The organism is Aureimonas endophytica (assembly GCF_014642635.1).
GTDB lineage: Bacteria > Pseudomonadota > Alphaproteobacteria > Rhizobiales > Rhizobiaceae > Plantimonas > Plantimonas endophytica.
Genome location: NZ_BMIQ01000005.1, coordinates 392,716 through 413,526, shown reverse-complemented (window position 1 = coordinate 413,526; position 20,811 = coordinate 392,716). Strand labels below are relative to the sequence as shown.

Genomic DNA, 20,811 nt, shown 5'->3' with positions numbered 1-20,811 from the left:
CGGCTGCCAGGGCGAGGTCGGCTCGGCCTCGGCCATGGCGGCGGCGGGCCTTGCGGCGCTGATGGGCGGCACGCCCGAGCAGATCGAGAACGCCGCCGAGATCGCCCTCGAACACCATCTCGGCATGACCTGCGACCCGGTGGCGGGCCTCGTGCAGGTGCCCTGCATCGAGCGCAACGCCTTTGGCGCGGTGAAGGCGGTGACGGCGGCCTCGCTGGCGATGAAGGGCGAGGGCCAGCATTTCGTGCCGCTCGACGCCTGCATCGAGACGATGAGACAGACCGGGCGCGACATGGACCACCGCTATAAGGAAACCAGCCTCGGCGGCCTTGCGGTAAACCTGCCGGAATGCTGAAGCCGATTGAACCGACTTCCCCCTCTGGCGCGCGTCCCATGGTTGCACCGATGTCCGAATATGTCCTGACCGTCGCCTGTCCGTCCCGGCGCGGCATCGTCGCGGCGATCTCGACCCATCTGGCGAGCCGCGGCTGCAACATCGTCGACTCGGCGCAGTTCGACGACCTGGAAACCGGGCGCTTCTTCATGCGCGTCGGCTTCCGCTCGGAGGAGGGCGCTTCGCTGGCCGAGATCGAGGCGGGCTTTCCCGCCATCGCCGAGCCCTTCGCCATGGTCCATGCCTTTCACGACACAGGCCGGCGCATGAAGGTGCTCTTGATGGTGTCGCGTTTCGGCCATTGCCTCAACGACATCCTCTATCGCTGGCGCATCGGCGCCCTGCCGATCGACATCGTCGGCGTCGTCTCGAACCATCTCGACTATCAGAAGCTCGTCGTGAACCACGACATCCCCTTCCACCACCAGCCGGTGACGAAGGAGAACAAGCCGCAGGCCGAGGCGCGCATCCTGGAGATCGCGACAGGCGCCGGCACCGAGCTGATCGTGCTCGCCCGCTACATGCAGGTCCTGTCGGATGCGATGTGCCAGACGATGTCCGGCCGGATCATCAACATCCACCATTCCTTCCTGCCGAGCTTCAAGGGCGCGAACCCCTATAAGCAGGCCCATACGCGCGGCGTGAAGCTGATCGGCGCGACGGCGCATTACGTCACCGCCGATCTGGATGAAGGCCCGATCATCGAGCAGGACGTCGCCCCCGTCACCCATGCGCAGAACGCCGCCGACTATGTCTCGATCGGCCGCGACGTCGAGGCGCGGGTGCTGGCCCGCGCCATCCACGCCCATATCCACCACCGCGTCTTCCTGAACGGCGATCGGACGGTGGTCTTCCCCGCCTCGCCCGGCGGCTACGCCTCCGAACGGATGGGCTGAGACGCGGACGTCCGCGATCCCGGCGGAGCCCTCCGCCGCCTGGACATCGGTGGGCGCTACCGCATCTTCGCCGGCCGAGGGCCGTGCGATACCGCCGCGCTTCCATATTGATCTTTTCCGACTCCGTCTCAGCTTCGTCCCGGGCCTGACCCTGGATCCATGCCTTCCAGGACACCGCATGGATAAGGGTGGAGACGGGTGTCCTTCCGCATCGTCCCCGGCCTGTCGCGACCGGCTTGGAATGGATCCCGGCTCAAGGCCGGGATGACGACGCGGCGAGGTGAGTGGGGTCCTGAAGGCATGATGGTATGAGGCGGAGAGACTGACAGCTTGGCCACCGCTTCCGCCCGCCCGCCCGTGCCCGAGGCGCCGTTTCCTGTCGCGCCGGACGGCGCCGATCGGCCGATCCCGCCCGAGATCGCGGCTCTTGTGGCGCCGCATCTGCCGGTGGCCAAGCTTTCGCTCGCCGGCGCGCCGGAGGCGCTTGTCCAGGCGCCGCTCGTCGCCTGCGTTCCGGCCTGCGACGAGGCGGGCCGGATCGACCGCTGCCTCGCGGCGCTCGACGCGGAGCTGGCGCCCGGCGAGGCGATCCTCGTCCTCGCCAATGGCTGCACCGACGCAACGCCCGTCCTCGCCGGCGCGGCCCTGTCGCGCATGGCGCGGCCGACGCTGCTGGTCGAATGCCGCTGGCAACCGGGCCGGGGCTCGGCGCCCTTCGCCCGGCGCCTCGCCCTCGATCTCGCGACCGGCCTCGCGCCGGAGGCGCTGCTTCTGTCGATCGACGGCGACACGCTGGTGCTGCCCGGGCTTCGCGCCGCCTATGCGGCGGAATTCGCGCGCGGCTTCGACCTCGTCTGCGGCCGGATCGGCTTCCTGCCGGACGAGGCGGCGCGCCTGCCGCCGGCCGATCCGGCGAGCGACGCGCTGATCCGCGCCTGCCGGGACCTCTCGCGGCAGATCGCGGCGCGCCTCTGCCCGGACCCCGACAATCCCTGGCCGCATCACGGCAATATCGGCGGCGCCAATTTCGCGATGCGCGGGCTGGCCTATCGCCAAGCCGGCGGTCTGCCGACCCCGCCCTCCGGCGAGGACCGGGCGCTGCGCGCCCTGTTCGAGGCGCATGGGCTGCGCATCCGCCATAGCGACGGCCCGCGCGTCGAGACCTCCTGCAGGCTGGATGGGCGCGCCACCGGCGGGCTGGCGGAGGAGCTGCGCCGCAACCGGACGGAGGCCGATCCGCTGGTGGACGAGCTTCTGGAACCGGCGGACCGCCTCGTGCTGCGCGCCCGCGCGCGCGCCGCCTTTCGCGCCGCGCCGGACGCCGAGGCGCGCCGCGCCGCCCTCGCGCCGCTCGGCCTTGCCGAGGAGACGGCCGGGCGGCTCGCCCGCCTCGGCACCGGCCTCGCCTTGCGGGAGGCGGAGGAGGCGAGCCCGGTTCTCAGGCGCGAGCGGCTGCGCCTGTCGGATCTCCGCCCTCTGGAGCCGGCACTGCGCCGGGCGCTGGCCGATATCGAAGGCGCTCGATCCGATAGTCCGGCGTTTCCGTCGCCTTGACGGGCGTCACCGCCTCACCGAGGCAGGCGACGAAGAAATCGCTCGCCGCGCGGCCGCCGAGCGGCGTGTCGGTGCGGCCGAGATAGGAGACGATCAGGATCTCCGCGTCCGGCACGAGACGCGCCGGGAGCGCCGCCGCCAGCCGGGCGAGCGCCGTCTCCTCCAGGAAATAAAGCACCTCGGAAAAGACCGCGAGATCGAAGCGCCCGTCCGGCAAATCGTCCGGCAGGCTGCCAGAGACGAAATCGGCAAGAGCGCCCGTCTCCGGGTGGCGCGCCGCGCGCGCGACGATCGCCGGCTCGCGGTCGAAGCCGGTGACGCGCTCCGCGATGCCGGCGCCAAGCAGCGCGCGCGACAGGAAGCCCTCGCCGCAGCCGGCCTCCAGCGCGTGCCGGAAGTGGCGCGGCTCCAAGATCGCCACCGTCGCCGCGCGCTTCTCCGCCTCGTAGGCCGAGGAGCGGACATGCCAGGGATCGCCGTCCGCCGCATAGAGGCGGGCGAAATGCCCCGGCTCCGGCGGGCGGCCCGGCATGGCGCGCCAGGAATAGCGCTCCCAGGGATCGTCCTGCGCGGCGAGGAACCAGGGCGGCAGGACGAAGCCGTCCGGGTCGTCGGGAACGATCTCGCCGAGCTGGCTGCGATGGCAGGCGAGGGCGGCGCGCTTGCGGGCGGGATCGGCGGCGACGCGGAAGGGCGTCAGCCCCTCGGCGCGGAACGGCTCGGCGGCGGCGAGACGCCGCGACCAGACCTCGTAGAAGAGGATGCGCAGGTCCGGTCGCGCCTCGCCGAGGGCAAGGGCCAAGGCGGCGGCGGCATGGTGGTCGGGATGGGGATCGTCGGGATGGGGCGCGGCGAGGGCGCTCGCCCCGACCGCGTCGCAGAGTGCGGCGATGCGCGCGGCCGCCGTCTCGAAGCCGGCGCTGCGGCCGGAGGCGCCGTCCGGCAGGGACAGGCGCAGAACCTCCGCCGCGCCGCAGCCGAGCGCCGCCAGCGCCGCGGCCTGCTCGGCCGCGCGGATCGCGGCGAGGCGCGGCGGCGGCACGAGGCGCGAGCGCGGATGCGAGCCTTCGCCATCGGTGAGGGCGACGAGGCCGATCCGCCGGCCGAGATCGGCGGCGCGGGTGAGAAGGGCCGAGGCCCCGAGCGTCTCGTCGTCGGGATGCGGCGACAGGACGACGAGCCCGCCCGGCCCGATCAGCCGCTCGGCCGGCGCGCGCGGCGCGCCGGCCATGGCCGCGTTCCAGGCGCCGATCGTTTGAAGCGTCACGCGCCGAGCTCCCGCATCAGAACGCGGCCGTGCTGGAGCAGGACCGCGTCGGGATTGGCCTGGCGGATATAGACCGCCAGATCGCGGCTTAGCGCCTCGACCGGATGGCCGAGCGCGAAGGAGCCGAGGCCGAGGGCGCGTTCGGCGAGATCGATCACCGTCATCGCCGCCGTTTCCGTCACCAGCCGGCCATAGGCGGACAGCGCGACCGCCGCCGCCACGGCCTCGCCGGTGGCGGTTTCCACCCGCCCCGCCGCGTCCTCCACCCAGAGCCGCGCGCCGCGCGCCGCGATGATCGCCTGGCCGATCCGCGCCATCTGGAGGGGATGGGCGTCGCGGCCGGCGGCCGCGAGTTCGCCGGCCATCAGGCGGACGATCGCCTCGACGGCGCCGAGCTGCGCGGCCGCGCAGCGCCAGATGCCGCCGACGAAGAAGGGCTCGCGGCGATAATCCTCCGGCTCGCCGACGAGAGCCTCGGGCCCGGCGCACAGGCCATCGAAGCGATAGGTTCCCGAGCGCGACCGACGCATGCCCCGCATGTCCCAGTCCCCCGCGCCGACGCGCTCGGGCGCGTCGACATCGAGGAGCAGCAGCAGCATGCGCCCGTCGGATTCCGTGATCGGCACCAAGGCGAGCCGCAGGAGCCCGGCGCCGGAGGCGTAGCGCTTCGCGCCGGACAGGCGGAAGCCGCCCTTCGATGCCGGCGCGAGCCGCACCGGCTCGGCGCCGTCCGCGCCCCAGACGCCGAGCATGCCGCCCGCTTCCACGCAGTTTCGGACCCGCGCCCGTTGCGCCTCGGTGCCATAGCGGGAGACGAGCTGCACCGCGTTGACATGGCCCTCGAACAGGCGGGCGAGGCTGAGATCGATGCCGCCAAGGGCGACGAGCCAGTCGAAAAGCGGCCGCCAATCCTCGCGCGCGGCGGCGTCGGGCACCGGCCCGGCGAAGCGGGCGAGCGCGCCATGCCGCCGCAGCACGGCGACCAGCGGCGCCGGATCGTCGTCCGAGGCCGGAAGACCGGCGAGAACCGCCCGCAGCTCCGCCTGCACCACCGTCAGATCATTGATCGCCATTGCCGCCCCGACGCCACGCCTCGGGTCCGGGCCATGCCTCGACCCTTCGCTCCGACACCATTCGCCGTCTAAATGGCTCAGCGGCCGGAACCGGACAGAGCGACCCCGCCCCGGCGCCCCGCGCTTATTCCGTTCGCCGCGACAGGAATAGGCCGGTCGGCGGCGGCGGTTCAGAGCTTCAGGAGCTGGCGCGCCACCTTCATCAGCGTCGCCTCGTCGGCGGGCTTCACGAGCCAGCCGGTCGCGCCGGCGCTCTTCGCCTCGGCGCGCTTGTCGGCCTGCGATTCGGTGGTGAGGAGCACGATCGGCAGGAACTGGAAGCCCGGCAGCTTGCGCACCTCGCGGATGAGCTCGATGCCGTTCATCGCGCCCATGTTGAGATCGGTGACGATCATGTCCGGCTTCAGCCCGCCCTTCAGCTTGTCGAGCGCGGCCTCCGCGTTCGGCGCATCGGCGACGGCGAGCCCGTTGGTCTCGAAGGAGATCCTGAGACTCATCAGCATGGTCGCGGAATCGTCGACGATCAGGATTGTCTTGGCCATGGCAAGCTCTTCTGGTTGGTCAGCCGAAGGTCGGCGCGAGGCTCCCGCCGGTCTTCGGCGAGAAGCGGTCGAGGAGGGCGGCGAGGAGCCGGCGATAGTCGGAACTCGCCCGGCCGCCGGGCGCGTGCCGGCGCACCGGGCAGCGGGCGGCGAAGGCTTCGGCGACGCGGATGTCGCTGCGGATGCCGGGCAGGATGCGCTCGGCGCCGAAATCGCGCGCCAGCATGTCGAGGACGAGCTTGTGGTGGCGCGGATTGGCGCCGACCATCACCGGCAGGAGGCCGGCGATGCGCAATTCGGCATTCACCCGCGCCGCGACGAGAAAGACGATCCGCGCCAGCTGGCTGACGCCGTCCGCTGACAGGGCATGCGGCAGGGTCGGCACCAGCACCTCCTCGGCGGCGCCGAGCGCGTTGACGAGAAGCATGTCGTAGGCGGGCGGCGTGTCGATGAGGACGAGGTCGAAATCGCGCGCCAGTCCCGCGCCGCGCAATTCGCGGGCGAGCCGCGTCGGGCTGCGCTCCGCCGCCGTGCCGTCGAAGAGCGGATCGGCCGGCGCGACGAAGACGCGCTCGGTGGCCGTCGCCCGGATCGCGCCGGCGAGACCGGCGCGGGGGTCGCGGAAGAGATCGTGCACCGTCGGCTCGCCGCGCCGCGCCGCGACGTCGAAGCCGAGGCCGGCATGGCCCTGGGTGTCGAGATCGACGACGAGCGTGCGCAGGCCGGCGGCGGCGGCCTCGGCGGCGAGATTGACCGTGGTGGCGGTCTTGCCGGTGCCGCCCTTGCGGTTGGCGATCGCGAGGATGCGCGTCATGCCGCCTCTCCCCGCGCGCCGAGAAGCGGCATCAGATGGGCCGCGAGCAGCGGATCGGCCGGCGGCGCCGCGATGCGGGTGCCGGCCGCCAGCAGGCATTGCAGCACGGCGCTGTGCAGGCTGAGGCAGTCCGAGAGATCGGCGACGAGGGTCGGCGTCTCGCGCAGCGCGTCGAGCAGCGGCAGCGCCTCCTCGACGGTGCAATGGTCGGCGAGCCGCAGCCGGCCGTCCTCGACGACGACGCTCATCACAGAAGCTCCTTCAGGTTGAGGACCAAGAGCACGCGTCCGTCGCCGAGCAGCGCCGTGCCCGAATAGCCACGAATGGCGGCGAGCACGCCTTCGAGCGGCTTCAAGAGCACTTCCATGCCTTCGCGGAACGCGTCGATGACGAGGCCGACCGGACTGCCGTTCACCCGGCAGACCAGCACCGCCTCGTCCTCCGGCGCCGCCACGGCCGCGTCCGGCAGGCGGAGCAGCGTCGCGAGGCGCAGGAGCGGGATGACGCTGTTGCGCAGGACGAAGGTCTCGGCCCGCTTGATGGTGCGGATCGCGCCGCGCGGCACGCGTACCGTCTCGACGATGAGATCCATCGGGATGCCGTAGGGCGTGCGGCCGGCCTCCACCACCATGACGCGCGTCACCGCCATCGACAAGGGCAGGGCGAGGCGCGTCGCGGTGCCCTCGCCGAGCCGCGAGGTGACGGACACGCTGCCGCCGAGCCGCTCCACAGTGGTCAGGACGACATCCATGCCGACGCCGCGCCCCGACAGGTCCGAGACCTCGGCGGCCGTGGAGAAGCCCGGCTTGTAGATGAGGTTGATCGCCTCCTGGTCGGAAAGGCGCCCGGCGGCCTCTGCCCCGATCACCCCCTTCGCGACGGCGGCGGCGCGGATCTTCTCGGGATCGATGCCGCGACCGTCGTCGGCGATCTCGATCACCACGCTGTCGGCTTCCTGGAAGGCGCGGATGCGGATCGTCGCCTCTTCCGGCTTGCCGCTGGCGCGGCGGGCCTCGGCGCCCTCGATGCCGTGGTCGAGCGAGTTGCGCATGATGTGGAGCAGCGGATCGCCGAGCGCCTCGACGATGGTCTTGTCGGCCGCCGTCTCGCCGCCCTCGATCGAAAGGGCGATGCGCTTGCCGAGCTTGCGCGACAGGTCGCGCACCAGCCGGGGAAAGCGCACGAAGACCTCCGAAACCGGCAGCATGCGCACCTGCATCACCGCGCCCTGCATTTCCTGGGCGAGGCGGTCGATGACGGCATATTGCTCCTTGATCTCGCGCGCCATCTCGCGCGAGCCGTAGACGTCCTCGGCGCGCCGCGCCAGGAAGGGCAGGCTGTTCTTGGAGACGATCAGCTCGCCGATGAGGTTCATCAGAAGATCGACCTTGCCCTGGTCGACCTTGAGCTGGCGCCCGGCGGCGGCGGCCGTCGCCGCGACCGGCGCGGCGGCGCCGTCCGCCGCGTCCGGCACCGGCACCGGCATCGGGGCGGGCGCGCCGCCCGCGACGGGCGGTCTCGCCGCCGGCTTCGGCGCGGGGCCGAAGGCGGCAAGGCGATCGAGGAGCCGGTCGGCATCCTCGCCCGCCTCTTCGAGGGCGTCCTCCAGCGCCGGAATGTCCAGCGCCTTCGCCAGGCCGGCGAGGGTGCGCCGGATCGCGGGCAGGCGGATTTCCCGGTCGGGGGTGAGCGTGAGATTGCGGCGCTGGGTTTCGAGAAGCCGCGCGGCCATGCGCCCGGTCGCGTCGTCGGAGAAGGCCGGAGCGCCGCCGGTCTCGGCCGGCACGGGCCGGGGCTCGCGCCCGCCCGCCGCCGCCACGAGACCCGGCAGAAGGGCGTGGCAGGACGGGCCGCAATCCAGCGCGACGCGGATCCAGCGCAGCGCCGAGACCGGCCGGAGGCCGGCGCCGCGCATCTCCACCAGGGCGGCGGCGGCGCGGCCGAGCCCGGCGAAGTCGCGGGCGGCGAGCTGCTCGGCGCCGAGTTCGGCGAAATCCGACCAGACCGCCTGATCGTCCGGGGCGCCGAACAGGTGGACGAGATCGGCGGCGGCCACCTCCCGGATCTCGACCTCCTCGATGTCGTAGCGGAACAGATGTTCGAGTTCCGTCCGCGAGGCGGTGGTCAGCGCCTGGAAGTCGAGCAGGCAGCGATAGGGATCGAGATCGGCGAGCGCGGCCAGCGGCTCGCGCGGCCGGGCGTCGAGCGCCACGAGATCGGCGATCTGGAGCATGGTGCCGAGCGGATCGGTGCCGTTGAAGAAGCAGGATTCGTTCGGGCGATAGGCGAGGGCGAGGACGCTCTCACCGCCGGCGATCCGGCGCAGCGCGTCCTGGCGGCCGGCCTCGGTGAAGGGCGCGAGCCAGCCGGGCTCCAGCCCCTTAGCCGGGCGCGGCGCGGCCTGGCTCGGCGCGGGTTCGGCGGCGCCGGGGGAAAAGCGGCGCAGCGAGCCGGCGAGCGAGGCGGACACGCCGTCCGCGTCGCCCGGCAGCGCCTCGTGGCTTTCGAGATGGTCGAGCCAGGCATTCACCCGGTCGAGGCTTTCGAGGAGCCCGTCGACCAGTTCCGGGCCGAGCCCCATCTCGCCGAGCCGGATCGCGCCGAGCAGATCCTCGGCGGCATGGACGAGCTTGGTCAGCGCCACGACCTCGAACAGGCCGGACGAGCCCTTCAGCGTGTGGACGGCGCGGAAGACCTCGTTGATCGTCGCCTTGTCCTCGGGGTCGCCCTCCAGGCGCAGCAGGCCGGAGATCGAATCCTGGATGAGGTCGCGCGCCTCGGGGATGAACTGCGCGAGGAGCCGGTTGTTCATGCCGCCCGTCCCGTCATCAGCCGGGCCGCCGCCACGAGCGCCTCGGGGTCCGCCGGCTTGACGATATAGAGATTGGCCCCCGCCGCCAGCGCCAGCTCCTCGTCCAGCGGCGCCGCCTCGGTGCTGATCGTCACGGCCGGGATGTCGCGCAGTTCGGGGCGCGCGCGCATCCGGTTCAGCATCGTGTAGCCGTCCATCTGCGGCATGTTGATGTCGACCAGCACGAGGTCGAAGCGCCCGGTCAGCGCGCGCTCGATGCCCTCGACGCCGTTGATCGCCTCCTCGACCTCGAAGCCGGCCCGCTCCAGGATCGTGCGATGGAAGAGGCGGATGGTGGTGCCGTCATCGACGACGAGCACCCGTTTGGCTGGACCTGCCATCTCAATATTCCGCTTGGGTCGGCTTCTGGTGGACCACGGTCTCGCCGAAGGCACGGGCCGTGAAGAGCGAGGACATGCGGCTCATGCTTTCCGAATGGCCGAGGCAGAGGAAGCCGCCGGGGGCCAGACAGTCGTAGAGCGTCTCGACCGCCTTGCGCCGCGACAGATCATCGAAATAGATCAGGAGGTTGCGGCAGAAGATGACGTCCATGCCCCGAAAGCGGCGCGTGTCGAGCGGATTGGCGAGATTGACGATCGAGAATTCGACGGACTGGCGCAGCTCCTCGCAGATGCGCCAGTCGTCGGTGCCGTGGCGCGCGAAATAGCGCCGGCGCACGTCCGGGGCCAGGCGGTGCAGGGCGCGCTCGCCATAGACGCCGCGCCGCGCCTCGGCGAGCACCCGCGTGTCGATGTCGGAGCCGTGGATCTCGATCTCGAACTCGTCGGCGCGGTCCCAGCCGTCGAGGATCTGCATGGCGATGGAATAGGGCTCCTCGCCGGTGGAACAGGGCAGCGACCAGAGGGAGATCGGCGTGCCGCGCGGCCGCGCGCGCGCCAGTTCCGGCAGGATGCCGCTCACCAGCGCCTTGAACTGGTAGTCCTCGCGGTAGAAATAGGTCTCGTTCACCGTGAGGAGATTGACGAGGTTCTGCAATTCCTCTCCGGAGGGCTGGAAGCGCAGCCGCGTGAAATAGTCGGCGAAGGAGGCCGAGCGCGTCGCCTCCATCCGCTCGGCGAGGCGGCGCTCGACGAAATAGTCCTTGCGGCTGGTGAAGAGGATGCCGGTATGCCGGTAGAAGAACTCCGAGAAGGTGGCGAGTTCCTCCGGCGTGAAGACCGGCAGGCGCGGATCGACGAGGGCGGACATCAGCGGCCCTCGATGCGGTGGATCGCGGTCTCCACCGCGAAGGCCATGAAGGGATTGCCGCGAAAGCGCGTGGCGGCGTCGGCGAGGACGGGCAGCGCCTCGCGGGTGCCGATCTCGACCAGCCCGTCCACCGCGGCGGCGCAGACATTGATGTGGTCGTCGCGGCGCAGCACCTCGACGAGCCGCCTCGGCGCCCCGGCATGCGCCGTCTGGGCGAGGATGCGCACGGCGAAGATGCGCAGGTCCGCGTCGTCGGTGGCGAGCAGCCGGTCGAGCACCGGCTCGGCCTCCGCCGGCATGGCCTGCAACGCCTCGCTGGCGGCGCTGCGCAGCATGGCGTCGCTGCTGTCGAGCAGCCGGGCGAGGCGGTCCGCCACGCTCACCGAGCGGTGCTCGGCGAAGCTCGTGAACATCAGCGCGCGCACGCTCGGCGCCGTCTCGCGCTCCAGCCGCTCCCAGATCAGGTCGAGCCCGCGCGGATCGGGATGATTGGCGAGCGCCCGCACCGCCGCGCGCCGCCTCGCCGCCTCGCCGGCCTCCAGTTCGCCCGCCAGACCGGCGAGGTCCGGCGGCGATCCCTCGATCACCGTCAGGGTCGGCCGCGTTCGCTTAACGATGGGCATGGCGCGTCTCCGGGGCGGCGGGCCGGGACGGGGCGGGCATCGTCCAGGCGGTGAGCTGGCCGGCGATGCGGCCGATGGGCAGGGTGAGCGAGGCGCCGCCGAGGCGCACGAGTTCGCCAGGCATGCCGAAGACGACGGAGGTCGCCTCGTCCTGGGCGATGGTGCGGGCGCCGTGCCGGCGCAGCTCCGTCATCTCGGCCGCGCCGTCATTGCCCATGCCGGTGAGCTGCACGGCGATGAGATCCTCGGCCGGCACGGTCTCGGCGGCGCTCGCGACGAGGCGCGCGACGCTCGGATGCCAGAGATGGCCGGCGCTGGCGGGAACGGGCGTCGCGAGAAGGCCGGTGCCGCCGCGCGAGACGACGAGATCCGCCTCGCCCTTGGCGACATGGATGCGGCCGGGCTCGATCGCCATCTGGCGCGTCACCTCCACCACGTCGAGGGCGCAGGCGGCATCGAGACGGCGCGCGAAGGAGCCGGTGAAGGCGGCCGGCATGTGCTGGGCGATCAGCACCGGCCAGGGAAAATCGGCGGCGAGGCGCGGCAGCATCTCCTCTAGGGCGCCGGGGCCGCCGGTGGAAACGCCGATGAGGACGAGGCCCTTCGGCAGCAGCCTGCCCCTCGACGGGGCGGCCGGGCGCGGGAGAGGGGGTGCCGGCGGCGAGGGCGGCGGCGCGGCGGCCGCGCGGCGACGGCGCACCCGCGCCGAGGCGGCGCTGCGCAGTTTGGCGAGAAGCTCGCGCTCGATGCGGTCGATGGACAGCGAGATGGTGCCGCCCGGCTTCAGCACGAAGTCCACCGCGCCGAGGCCGAGGGCCTGGAGCGTCACCTCCGCGCCCTCCTCGGTGATGGAGGAGACCATCAGGACCGGGCGCGGATGGGACAGCATGATATGCGACAGGCAGGTGATGCCGTCCATTTCCGGCATGTTGATGTCGAGCGTCACCACATGCGGGTCGAAGCGCGGGATGAGGGCCAGGGCCTCGGCGCCGTTGCGCGCGGTCTCGACCTCGATATCCGGCTGGGACGCGAAGAGCATGCCGAGATGGCGGCGCATCAGCGCGGAATCATCGACGACGAGCACTCGAAGCATGGGCGGGGTGTTCACAGGCAAAAGGCGGGACGGACGGGACGCGAAGGCCCCGTCCGGGCGGGATCAGGCGGCGGCGGCGAGCGTCGCGGCCTCGTCGAGGTCGAGAAGGGTCGCCACGTCGAGCAGCAGGATCATGCGCTTCTGCGCCTCCAGATTGGCGACGCGGCGGATGAGAGGATTGTCCTCGCCGGCCAGGCGCGGCGCCGGGCCGATGGCGGCGGCGGGATGCGCATCACTTCCGACACCGAATCCACGACGAAGCCGGTGCGCGTGCCGTGGATGGTGAAGACCATGATGCGCTGGCGGTCGTTGCGGGCGATGCCGGCGAGGTCGAAGCGGCGCCGCTGGTCGATCACCGGCAGGACGACGCCGCGCAGGTTGATCACGCCCTCGATGAAGGACGGCGCCTTCGGAATGCGCGTCAGCTCCTCCGGCACGCGGACGATCTCCTGCACCGCGTCGATGGAGACGCCGTATTCCTCCTCCATCAGGCGGAAGATCACGAACTGCTCCTCGTCGCCCGCCATCTCGGCGGCGCGGCCGGTCTCGGATGTGGTCTCGCGCATGTCCTCGCCCCCCGCCTTCGCGATCGATCCGATCTCGGCATTGTCGAACAGGGCCTCGGCCGACAGGATCGAGACGAGGCGGCGCCCGTCGTCGATGCGGCAGATGGCCTGGATGTCGCCGGTGCCGGTTCCGCCCGCCAGGAGTGGCGGCACCGGCTCGATCAGCGCCCGCGCGACGCGCAGCACCTCGCTGACGCTGTCCATCACCACGCCGACGCTGACGCGCCGGTCGGCGCCGAGCGCGATCACCACCACCTTGTTGGCGTCGCTGAGGGCGGCGGCCGGCAGGCCGAAGATCTCGCGCAGCGAGACGAGCGGCAGGAGGCGGTTGCGCAGCGTGATGACGCCGAGCACATGGGCCGGCACGTTCGGCACCTCGGTGACGGCCTCCGGCAGCTGGACGATCTCCTCGACCGCCTCGATCGGGAAGGCGTATTCCTGGCCCGCCACCTCGAAGGAGACGAGCTGGGTCTCGTCGCCGGCGCCGGCCGCGCGGCCTTCCTCGGCCGTCGCCGGACCGGACCCGGCCTCGCGCGCCGCCGGGCCGCCGGCAAGGGTCGCCCCGGCGAAGGCGTGCTCCACGAGATGGGCGGCGTCGAGGATCATCACCATCGAGCGCCCGTCCTCGCCCTTGATCATGCCGGCGAGCAGCGCCGTGTCGATCGTGGCGCGGATCGCGGCGACCGGCTCGATCCGCTCGGATTCGACGGTCGCGACATTCGCCATGCGGTCGACCACGACGCCGATCCGCTGGCCCCGGTCGAGCACGACGACGCGGGTCGCGTCGTCCGGGGCGCGGGCCGGAAAGCCGAAGGCGGCGCGCAGGCCGAGGACGGGCAGGACGGTGCCGCGCAGATTGGCGAGGCCTTCGAGGGCGGGCGGGCTGAGCGGCACCCGCACGAGATCGGGCATGCGCACGATCTCCTGCACCTCGGTGAGGGAGAGGGCGAACATCTCCTCCCCGATATGGAACATCACGAACTGGTTCTGGTCGCTCAGAGCGCCGGAACCGGCGCCTTCGGAGGCGGCGGAATCCGCCTCGGTGGGGATCGTGTCGGACATGGGCCTGTTTCCGTTCCGGTCGGCCGGCGTCAGTTGGCCTGGAGCTCGTCGGCGAGCGAGGCGATCTCCTCGATCGCGGCGGCGAGCTGCTCGGCGCCCTTCGACTGCTCGCGCGCCGCCGTCGAGGCTTCGCCCGAGGCCCGCGCCGCCTGGCCGGCGGCGGCGGCGATCTGCTCGATGCCGGTCTGCACCTCCTTCACCATGCGCAGGATCTCGTCCGCGCCGATGAGGATGTCGCCATTGCCGGCGATGACGCCTTCCATGTCGCGGGCGAGCGTCTCGAGATTGGCGGAGATGAGCTTGTTCTTCTCCACCTCGCCGGCCGCCGCCTCGGCGATCTCCTGGAGATCGTCGCGCACGGCGACGATCGTGTCCTGGATCGCCTTCACCGTGTCCTTGATGCGCTCGGCATTCTCGGCGGAGTCGCGGGCGAGGTTGCGGATGTCGGTGGAGACGACGGCGAAGCCCTTGCCGAACTCGCCGGCGCGCGCCGCCTCGATCGAGCCGTTGACGGCCAGCATGTTGGTCTGGATCGAGACCGTGGTGATGGCGTCGACGATCTTGTCGATGCGCCGGCTCACCTGTTCGAGCGCCGAGATCTGCTCGCGGCTGGCGCGCCCGGCCTCGACCGACTGCGACACGCCGACGATCATCTGGTCGACGGCGGTCTTGTTCTCGGCGAGAAGGGCGCCGATGGCGCGGCCCTTCTCCACGGCCATGCCGGCGCGGTCCTGCGACAGGACGGCGCCCTTCTCGATCTGGGCGATGGCGGCGGAGGACTGCTGCGTCGCCGCCGACTGCTGCTGGGCGCCCTTGTTGATCTGTTCGAGGGCGCTCATGATCTGCGTCGAGGCGCGGCTGATCTCCTCCACGGCGCTCGACAGTTCCTCGGCGGCGGAGGCGACCTCTTCCGTGCTCTTGGAAATGTCGGAGGAGGAGCGCAGGTCCTCGGCCAGCGTCGAGAGTTCCTGGGCGGCCTGCTCGCTCTGGGCGATGGCGCTGGACTGCTGATCGACGGTGCGGCCCGATTCCTGGCAGGCGGCCGACTGTTCCTCGGCGGCGGCGGCGATCACCTCGGCGCCCTTCTGCGCCTCGATGGCGGCGCTGTTCGATTCCTCGTTGGCGCGCAGGATCTCGCGACAGCCGGCGACGATCTCGATCATGTCCTGGCGCAGCCGGGCGAGGCGGTCGGTGACGATCTTGCCCTTCTCGACCTCGCCGCGCGCGGTCGACGCGGACCCGGCGATGCCGTCCGCCACCACCTTCACGTCGGTCTGGATCTGGCCGATGAGGTTCTGGATGTCGCGGGCCGACTTCTCGCTGGTCTCGGCCAGCGTGCGCACCTCGTCGGCGACGACGGCGAAGCCCTTGCCGTGGACGCCGGCGCGCGCCGCCTCGATGGCGGCGTTGAGCGCGAGGAGATTGGTCTGGTCGGCGATGCGGGCGACGGCCTTCACCACCTCGCCGATCGTCGCGGCCTGGCGGTCGAGCTCCTCGACCATCTTCACCGAATCCTCCTGGCGCTCGGAGGCGCGGGCGATGGCGGAGAGCGACTCGGCGATCTGCTGGGTGATGCCGACGAGCAGCGCCTGGAGGCCCTCGGTGGCGCGGATCGAGCCGTCCGCCTTGTCGCGGGCCGTGAGGATCAGCGTCGCGCCATGGGCGACGGCCCGGAGCGACTGCTGCGCGGCATTGGCCGCCTCCTCCGCGCCGGAGGCGATCTCCTCGGAGGCGCGGCGCAGCTCCTCGGCGGCGGCGGCGGCCTCCGTCACGCCGGCGGAAAGCTCGGCGGAGGCGGAGGCGATGCGCTCGGCCGCCTTCTGCTGGCGGGCATAGGTGCGGGCCTGGCGCTTCTGCGCCTCGACCACGAGGCGCGTGCCGCCAGGATGCGACTCGGACTTGTTGATGAAGCCGTCCGCGCTGCTGCGGAGGGCGGTTTTCTTGGCGAGAGCCATGGCGGAAAGAACCGTTCGGGGTGAGAAGACAGTATGTCTGCGGTTCGGTCGGGAAGTGTCGTCCGCCGGGCTGGACCGGTTTCGCGAGGCGGCTATATGGCCCGGTTTCACCCGTTCCGGCTGTATCCGTAGCCGGCCAATCTTGCGTCAGACTGCTTCGTTTTGTCGCAGAAAGGCCGGCCTCTGGCCTGAAATCCGGCGCAGGCCGACTGCTTCCCGCTGCCTCTCAGCTCAGCTCAGCCGCGCCATCGCCACGGCATCGGCATAGGCGCCGTCGCGGAAGGCGAAGGCGCGCAGGAGCCCTTCGCGCTCGAAGCCGAATTTCGCGTAGAGGGCGAGCGCCGGCGCGTTGTCGGCGAAGACGGTGAGCTCGACGCGCTTCAGGTCCAGCCAGCGGTCGGCGACGTCGAGGAGCGCGCCGATGAGCGCCGCGCCGATGCCCTGGCGCCGGTGATCGTCATGGACGCCCATCCCGAGGACCGCCGTGTGCCGGCGCCGCCCGGCAAGGACCGACAGGCCGGCGCTGCCGACGAGCCGTCCGTCGCGGAGCGCGACGAGATGGACATCTCCGTCCTTGTGACCTTCCAGCCAGCGGCGCGTCTCGTCCACCCGCTGGAAGGGCAGGCGCATCGTGCCGTGGCGATAGGCGGGCAGGTTCGCGAGATCCGTCAGCGCCTCGGCGTCGTCCGGCCGGCCGGCACGGATGAGAAGCTCCAGCGAAGCGGAGGGATGGGAAAGGATCGTGTCGTTCATGGCCTGGCGTCCGGCGGTTCGGATGAGCCGGATGGCGGCGCTGGCGCAAGACCCGAGCCGCCTGTCCGGCCGGGTCTCGGGGAAACGATCGCTGTCAGACGCGCGCGATTCTCCCGGACCCGGTGACGGATACGGGGCAAGTCGTCGAAAGACGGGCGCGCGCTGCGATCATGCGGCGATGATCCACGGCCGGGCCGGCGCCGTCAACCGAGAATTGCAGCCATGCTTCGCGAGGCGGAGAGGGCGGCGAGGCTGTCGCGCAGCTCGTCGCGGCGGAAGGGCTTGCTGAGCAGCGCGAATTCGGCGGCAAGATCGTCGCGGTCGGCATAGCCGGAGACGATCAGCGCCGGCAGGCCCGGATGGTCCAGGGCCAGCGTCCGCGCCAGCTCGCCGCCCGTCATGCCCGGCATCAGATGGTCGGTGACGACGCAGTCGGGCCGCAGGCCCTCGCGCAGGCGGGCGAGGGCCTCCTCCGCCGAGGCCGCCTCCACCACGCGATAGCCGAGCTCGCCGAGCATGGCGGCGGTGCTGAGGCGCACCAGCTCCTCGTCCTCCACGAGGAGGACGATACCGCCGCGCCGCGCCTCCCGAAGCCCCGCATCCGCCGGCGCGGGGGCGGGGGCCGTCCCGGCGCCGCTCGCCGGCAGCCAGAGGCTCGCGGTGGTGCCGGCGCCGAGGCGGCTTTCGAGTTGCAGCATGCCGCCGAGCTGGCGCGCCAGCCCGTCCACCATGGACAGGCCGAGCCCGGTGCCCTTGCCGATGCCCTTGGTCGAGAAGAAGGGCTCGACGGCGCGGGCGAGCGTCGCCGCGTCCATGCCGGCGCCCGTGTCGGCGATGGAAAGCCGCAGATAGCCGCCGGGGGAAAGGCCGGTCGCATGACCGGCGCCGACTGCTTCCGCCGAGGCGGCGATCCGCAGCGTGCCGCCCTCCGGCATCGCGTCGCGTGCGTTCACGCAGAGATTGAGCAGCGCCATTTCCAGCTGGTTGGCGTCGGCATGGGCCGGCGGCAAGGCGTCCGCCAGTTCGATCGCCAGCTCGATCCGCGATCCGATCGTGCTCGACACGAGATCGGCCATGCCGCCGACGAGACCCGCCAGATCGACGGCGCTCGGCTGCAAGGGCTGGCGCCGGGCGAAGGCCAGCAGGCGCTGGACGAGGAGCCGCGCCCGCTCGGCCGACTGGGCGGCGGCGGCGATGAGCCGCTGTTCGCGCTCGCCGCCGAGACCGCGCCGGCGCAGGAGGTCGAGCCCGCCGACGATCGGCGTCAGGAGATTGTTGAAGTAGTGGGCGACGCCGCCGGTGAGCTGGCCCATCGCCTCCATCTTGCGAGCCTGATGCAGCTGTTCCTGCGCCGCCGCCAGCTCGGCCTCCGCCTTCACGCGGTCGGTCACGTCGTAGGAGGTGCTGGAGGCGCAGATGCGCCGTCCCTCGCCGTCGAGAAGCGGCGCGAAGCGCACCTCGTAGCTGCGGCGCTCGCGGCCCGGATCGCCGAATTCCTGGACGATGGCGAAGGCTTCGCCGGCCAGCGCCCGCGCCCAGATGGCGCGCTGCTGTTCGAGATGGTCCGGCGCCCCCGCGAAGAGCGACAGGAAGTCGTCGCCAGGCGCCGGCCGCTTGCCGTAGACGCGTTCGAAGGCCGTGAGATTGGCGCGGTTGATCGCCAGGATGCGGCCGTCGAGACCGAGCGCCGTCACCGCCGCCGTCGAGCTGTCGATGATGTCGGCATGGACCTTCTTCTCGGCGAGCGCCGCCGCGACGCGCTCTTCGAGACACGCGTTGAGGCGGCGCGCCGCCTCTCCGTCGGCGGTGGCGCGGATGCGCTCCACCTCCGTCGCGACGAGCTGGGCGAAGAGCCGGACCATGGCGCGGATGCGCGGCACATCTACTTGGCGGGGTTTCGGATCGATGGCGCAGAGCGTGCCGAACAGCGCCCCATCCGACAGGACGATCGGATAGGCGATATAACTTTCGAGCCCGTAGAGCGCCGGCGTGTGATGGTGGCGATAGAGCGGATCGCGCGCCACCTCGTCGATGACGATCGCCTCGCCGGTGCGACGGATCGTGTCGCAGAGCGTGCTCGCCACCGGCAGCTCGCCGCCGGCGGGCAGGCCGAAGGCGATGTCGTCGCGCACCTGGCAGGCCACCCAGCGGCTGGCGGTGACATGCGCCACGGCGGCAAAGCCCATGCCCGTCGTCTCGCAGACGACGTCGAGGATCGAACGCACCGTCGCCGAAGCCGCGAGCGCGGTCAGCAGCGCGTCCTGGTCTTCCGCCTGTGAGAAGCTCGCGCCCACGTCTCGCCGCCCCAAACAACCGTAGGGAGGCATTTCTTAGGGCTTTCGCGGAGCGGCGTAAACCGGGAAGCCGGCCCGCGACGCGCCCCGCGCGGCGCCGTTCGGTCGCGGCCAGGGCGGCCGCGCGGCGCGCGCTTCGGCACGGCGCTTGCACGGCGGGGCGAGGGCGGCCATGCTCATCGCCGCCGCCGCGCTTCGACGAGGGTCAGCCATGTCCGCCACACCGCCGCGCCCGTCCGCTCCGCTGCTCAGCGTGTCCGGCCTGACGGTCGCCCTGCCGCGCGGCATGGACCGCCGTCACGCGGTGACGGACGTCTCCTTCGAGCTCAAGGCCGGCGAGATCCTCTGCATCATCGGCGAATCCGGCTCCGGCAAGTCGGTCACGGCCAATGCCGTGATGGGGCTTCTGCCGCCGACGCTCGCCATCGAGGCCGGCACGATCCGCCTGAAGGAGACCGACATCCTCGCCGCCCCGGCGCGCGAGTTGCGCTCGCTGCGCGGCCGGATCGTCTCGATCGTGTTCCAGGATCCGCTTTCGGCGCTCAATCCGCTGATGACGATCGGCGATCAGGTGGACGAGGTGCTGCGCGCCCATCCTGGCCACGCGCCGAAGGACCGGGCGGCGCGCGTCCTGGAGCTTCTGGAGGAGGTCGGGCTGCCGGAGCCCGCGACGCTGCGCCACCAATATCCGTTCCGCCTGTCGGGCGGCCAGCGCCAGCGCGTGATGATTGCCATGGCGCTGGCGCTCGATCCCGAGATCCTCATCGCCGACGAGCCGACCACGGCGCTGGACGTGACGACCCAGGCCCAGATCCTCGACCTCATCGCCCGGCTCCAGCGGCGCAAGACCATGGGCGTCATGTTCATCACCCATGACTTCGGCGTCGTCGCCGACATCGCCGACCGGGTGATCGTGATGGAGAAGGGCGCGATGGTCGAGGAGGGCCCGGCCGCGACCGTCCTCCAGGCGCCGAGCCATCCCTATACGCGCCGCCTGATCGCCGCCGTGCCGCGCATGCGGGCGGGCGACCGGCCGGCGCCGCCCGAAGGCCCCAAGGTGCTGGAGGTGCGCCACCTCGCCAAGACCTACCGGCTCGCCGGGGCGCCCTTCGGGCGCGGCCGCGAGGTGAAGGCGGTGGACGACGTGTCCTTCACCGTGCGCAAGGGCCGGACGGTCGGCATCGTCGGCGAATCGGGCTCCGGCAAGTCGACGCTCGGCCGCCTCGTGATGAAACTGCTCGACGCCGATGGCGGCGAGATCCATTTCGACGGGCGCGACGTCGCCGCCATGCCGGAAGCCGAGTTCCGGCGGCTGCGCCCCCATGTCCAGATGATCTTCCAGGACCCCTTCGCCTCGCTGAACCCGCGGATGACGATCGGGCGCATCCTGACCGCCGGCCCCGCCGCGCACGGCGTCTCGATGGCCGAGGCGCGGCGGAAGGCGGAGGATCTCCTGCGCCGCGTCGGCCTCGACGCCGGCGCCTATGACCGCTTCCCGCACGAATTCTCCGGCGGCCAGCGCCAGCGCGTCGGCATCGCCCGCGCCCTGATGTTCGATCCGGTCCTCATCGTCGCCGACGAGGCGGTCTCGGCCCTCGACGTGTCGATCCAGGCGCAGATCCTCGATCTTCTGGAGGGGATCCAGCGCGAGACGGGCGTCGCGATGATCTTCATCACCCACGACCTGCGCGTCGCGAGCCGGCTCTGCGACGAGGTGGGCGTGATGCATCGCGGCCGGATGGTCGAATACGGGCCGCCCTCGCGCATCTTCCACGCGCCGGAACACGACTATACGAAGCGGCTGATCGCGGCCATTCCGGGCACGGACTGGGACACGGCCGTCGCCTGACGGCGGCACCGGCATC

The 20,811-nt window shown here is 71.8% G+C and carries 18 protein-coding genes; 4 read left to right on the top strand and 14 right to left on the bottom strand.

The window, feature by feature from the left end; genetic code table 11:
* The 3 genes from IEY14_RS17540 to IEY14_RS17530 all read left to right on the top strand — a co-directional run.
* A partial coding sequence (locus IEY14_RS17540) for an L-serine ammonia-lyase, iron-sulfur-dependent, subunit alpha (protein WP_188910770.1) occupies nt 1–355 on the top strand: 355 nt, incomplete at its 5' end.
* Between the two features lie 50 nt (nt 356–405).
* Nucleotides 406–1,290 carry a formyltetrahydrofolate deformylase gene (gene purU, locus IEY14_RS17535; RefSeq protein ID WP_188910829.1) on the top strand — a complete coding sequence of 295 codons (885 nt, stop codon included), beginning with the start codon at nt 406–408 and terminating at the stop codon, nt 1,288–1,290.
* 330 nt (nt 1,291–1,620) lie between these two features.
* Complete coding sequence (locus IEY14_RS17530) at nt 1,621–2,844, top strand: glycosyltransferase family protein (RefSeq protein WP_188910768.1); 1,224 nt, start codon at nt 1,621–1,623, stop codon at nt 2,842–2,844.
* On the opposite strand, the gene IEY14_RS17525 is transcribed toward IEY14_RS17530, so the two are convergent.
* The 14 genes from IEY14_RS17525 to IEY14_RS17460 form a co-directional block, all read right to left on the bottom strand.
* On the bottom strand, nt 2,729–4,111 hold the full coding sequence (locus IEY14_RS17525; protein ID WP_188910767.1) for a bifunctional PIG-L family deacetylase/class I SAM-dependent methyltransferase: 1,383 nt from the start codon (nt 4,109–4,111) through the stop codon (nt 2,729–2,731). The two genes, IEY14_RS17530 and IEY14_RS17525, sit on opposite strands and share 116 nt — an antisense overlap.
* The gene (locus IEY14_RS17520; RefSeq protein ID WP_188910764.1) at nt 4,108–5,184 is read right to left on the bottom strand and encodes an acyl-CoA dehydrogenase family protein; all 1,077 of its coding nucleotides are present in this window, start codon (nt 5,182–5,184) and stop codon (nt 4,108–4,110) included. Before IEY14_RS17520 ends, IEY14_RS17525 begins: the two co-directional genes overlap by 4 nt.
* A gap of 170 nt (nt 5,185–5,354) precedes the next feature.
* The gene (locus IEY14_RS17515) at nt 5,355–5,726 is read right to left on the bottom strand and encodes a response regulator (RefSeq protein ID WP_188910763.1); all 372 of its coding nucleotides are present in this window, start codon (nt 5,724–5,726) and stop codon (nt 5,355–5,357) included.
* 19 nt (nt 5,727–5,745) lie between these two features.
* On the bottom strand, nt 5,746–6,540 hold the full coding sequence (locus IEY14_RS17510; protein ID WP_188910760.1) for a ParA family protein: 795 nt from the start codon (nt 6,538–6,540) through the stop codon (nt 5,746–5,748).
* Nucleotides 6,537–6,788, bottom strand: coding sequence for a hypothetical protein (locus IEY14_RS17505; protein WP_188910758.1), 252 nt, complete (start codon nt 6,786–6,788; stop codon nt 6,537–6,539). The genes IEY14_RS17510 and IEY14_RS17505 overlap by 4 nt, the downstream gene beginning before the upstream one ends.
* Nucleotides 6,788–9,352 (bottom strand): chemotaxis protein CheA, encoded by a 2,565-nt coding sequence (locus tag IEY14_RS17500; protein ID WP_188910756.1) that lies wholly within the window; start codon nt 9,350–9,352, stop codon nt 6,788–6,790. Before IEY14_RS17500 ends, IEY14_RS17505 begins: the two co-directional genes overlap by 1 nt.
* On the bottom strand, nt 9,349–9,732 hold the full coding sequence (locus IEY14_RS17495; protein WP_188910755.1) for a response regulator: 384 nt from the start codon (nt 9,730–9,732) through the stop codon (nt 9,349–9,351). The genes IEY14_RS17500 and IEY14_RS17495 overlap by 4 nt, the downstream gene beginning before the upstream one ends.
* A gap of 1 nt (nt 9,733) precedes the next feature.
* Entirely contained in the window at nt 9,734–10,600 is an 867-nt protein-coding gene (locus tag IEY14_RS17490) for a CheR family methyltransferase (RefSeq protein WP_188910753.1), read from the bottom strand.
* On the bottom strand, nt 10,600–11,223 hold the full coding sequence (locus IEY14_RS17485) for a HEAT repeat domain-containing protein (protein WP_188910751.1): 624 nt from the start codon (nt 11,221–11,223) through the stop codon (nt 10,600–10,602). Before IEY14_RS17485 ends, IEY14_RS17490 begins: the two co-directional genes overlap by 1 nt.
* Entirely contained in the window at nt 11,210–12,316 is a 1,107-nt protein-coding gene (gene cheB / locus IEY14_RS17480) for a chemotaxis-specific protein-glutamate methyltransferase CheB (RefSeq protein ID WP_188910750.1), read from the bottom strand. Before cheB ends, IEY14_RS17485 begins: the two co-directional genes overlap by 14 nt.
* 131 nt (nt 12,317–12,447) lie before the next feature.
* Nucleotides 12,448–13,944, bottom strand: coding sequence for a chemotaxis protein CheW (locus IEY14_RS17475; protein WP_244639540.1), 1,497 nt, complete (start codon nt 13,942–13,944; stop codon nt 12,448–12,450).
* Nucleotides 13,945–13,973: 29 nt separating this feature from the next.
* A complete protein-coding gene (locus tag IEY14_RS17470) occupies nt 13,974–15,899 on the bottom strand; it encodes a methyl-accepting chemotaxis protein (protein ID WP_188910749.1) in 1,926 nt (641 codons plus the stop codon).
* Nucleotides 15,900–16,130: 231 nt separating this feature from the next.
* Nucleotides 16,131–16,652 (bottom strand): GNAT family N-acetyltransferase, encoded by a 522-nt coding sequence (locus tag IEY14_RS17465; protein WP_188910748.1) that lies wholly within the window; start codon nt 16,650–16,652, stop codon nt 16,131–16,133.
* Nucleotides 16,653–16,855: 203 nt separating this feature from the next.
* Nucleotides 16,856–18,946: an ATP-binding protein gene (locus IEY14_RS17460; protein WP_188910747.1), complete on the bottom strand. Its 2,091-nt coding sequence runs from the start codon at nt 18,944–18,946 to the stop codon at nt 16,856–16,858.
* A gap of 211 nt (nt 18,947–19,157) precedes the next feature.
* Between IEY14_RS17460 and IEY14_RS17455 the strand changes: the two genes are divergently transcribed.
* A complete protein-coding gene (locus tag IEY14_RS17455) occupies nt 19,158–20,795 on the top strand; it encodes an ABC transporter ATP-binding protein (RefSeq protein ID WP_188910746.1) in 1,638 nt (545 codons plus the stop codon).
* Nucleotides 20,796–20,811 lie beyond the last annotated feature (16 nt).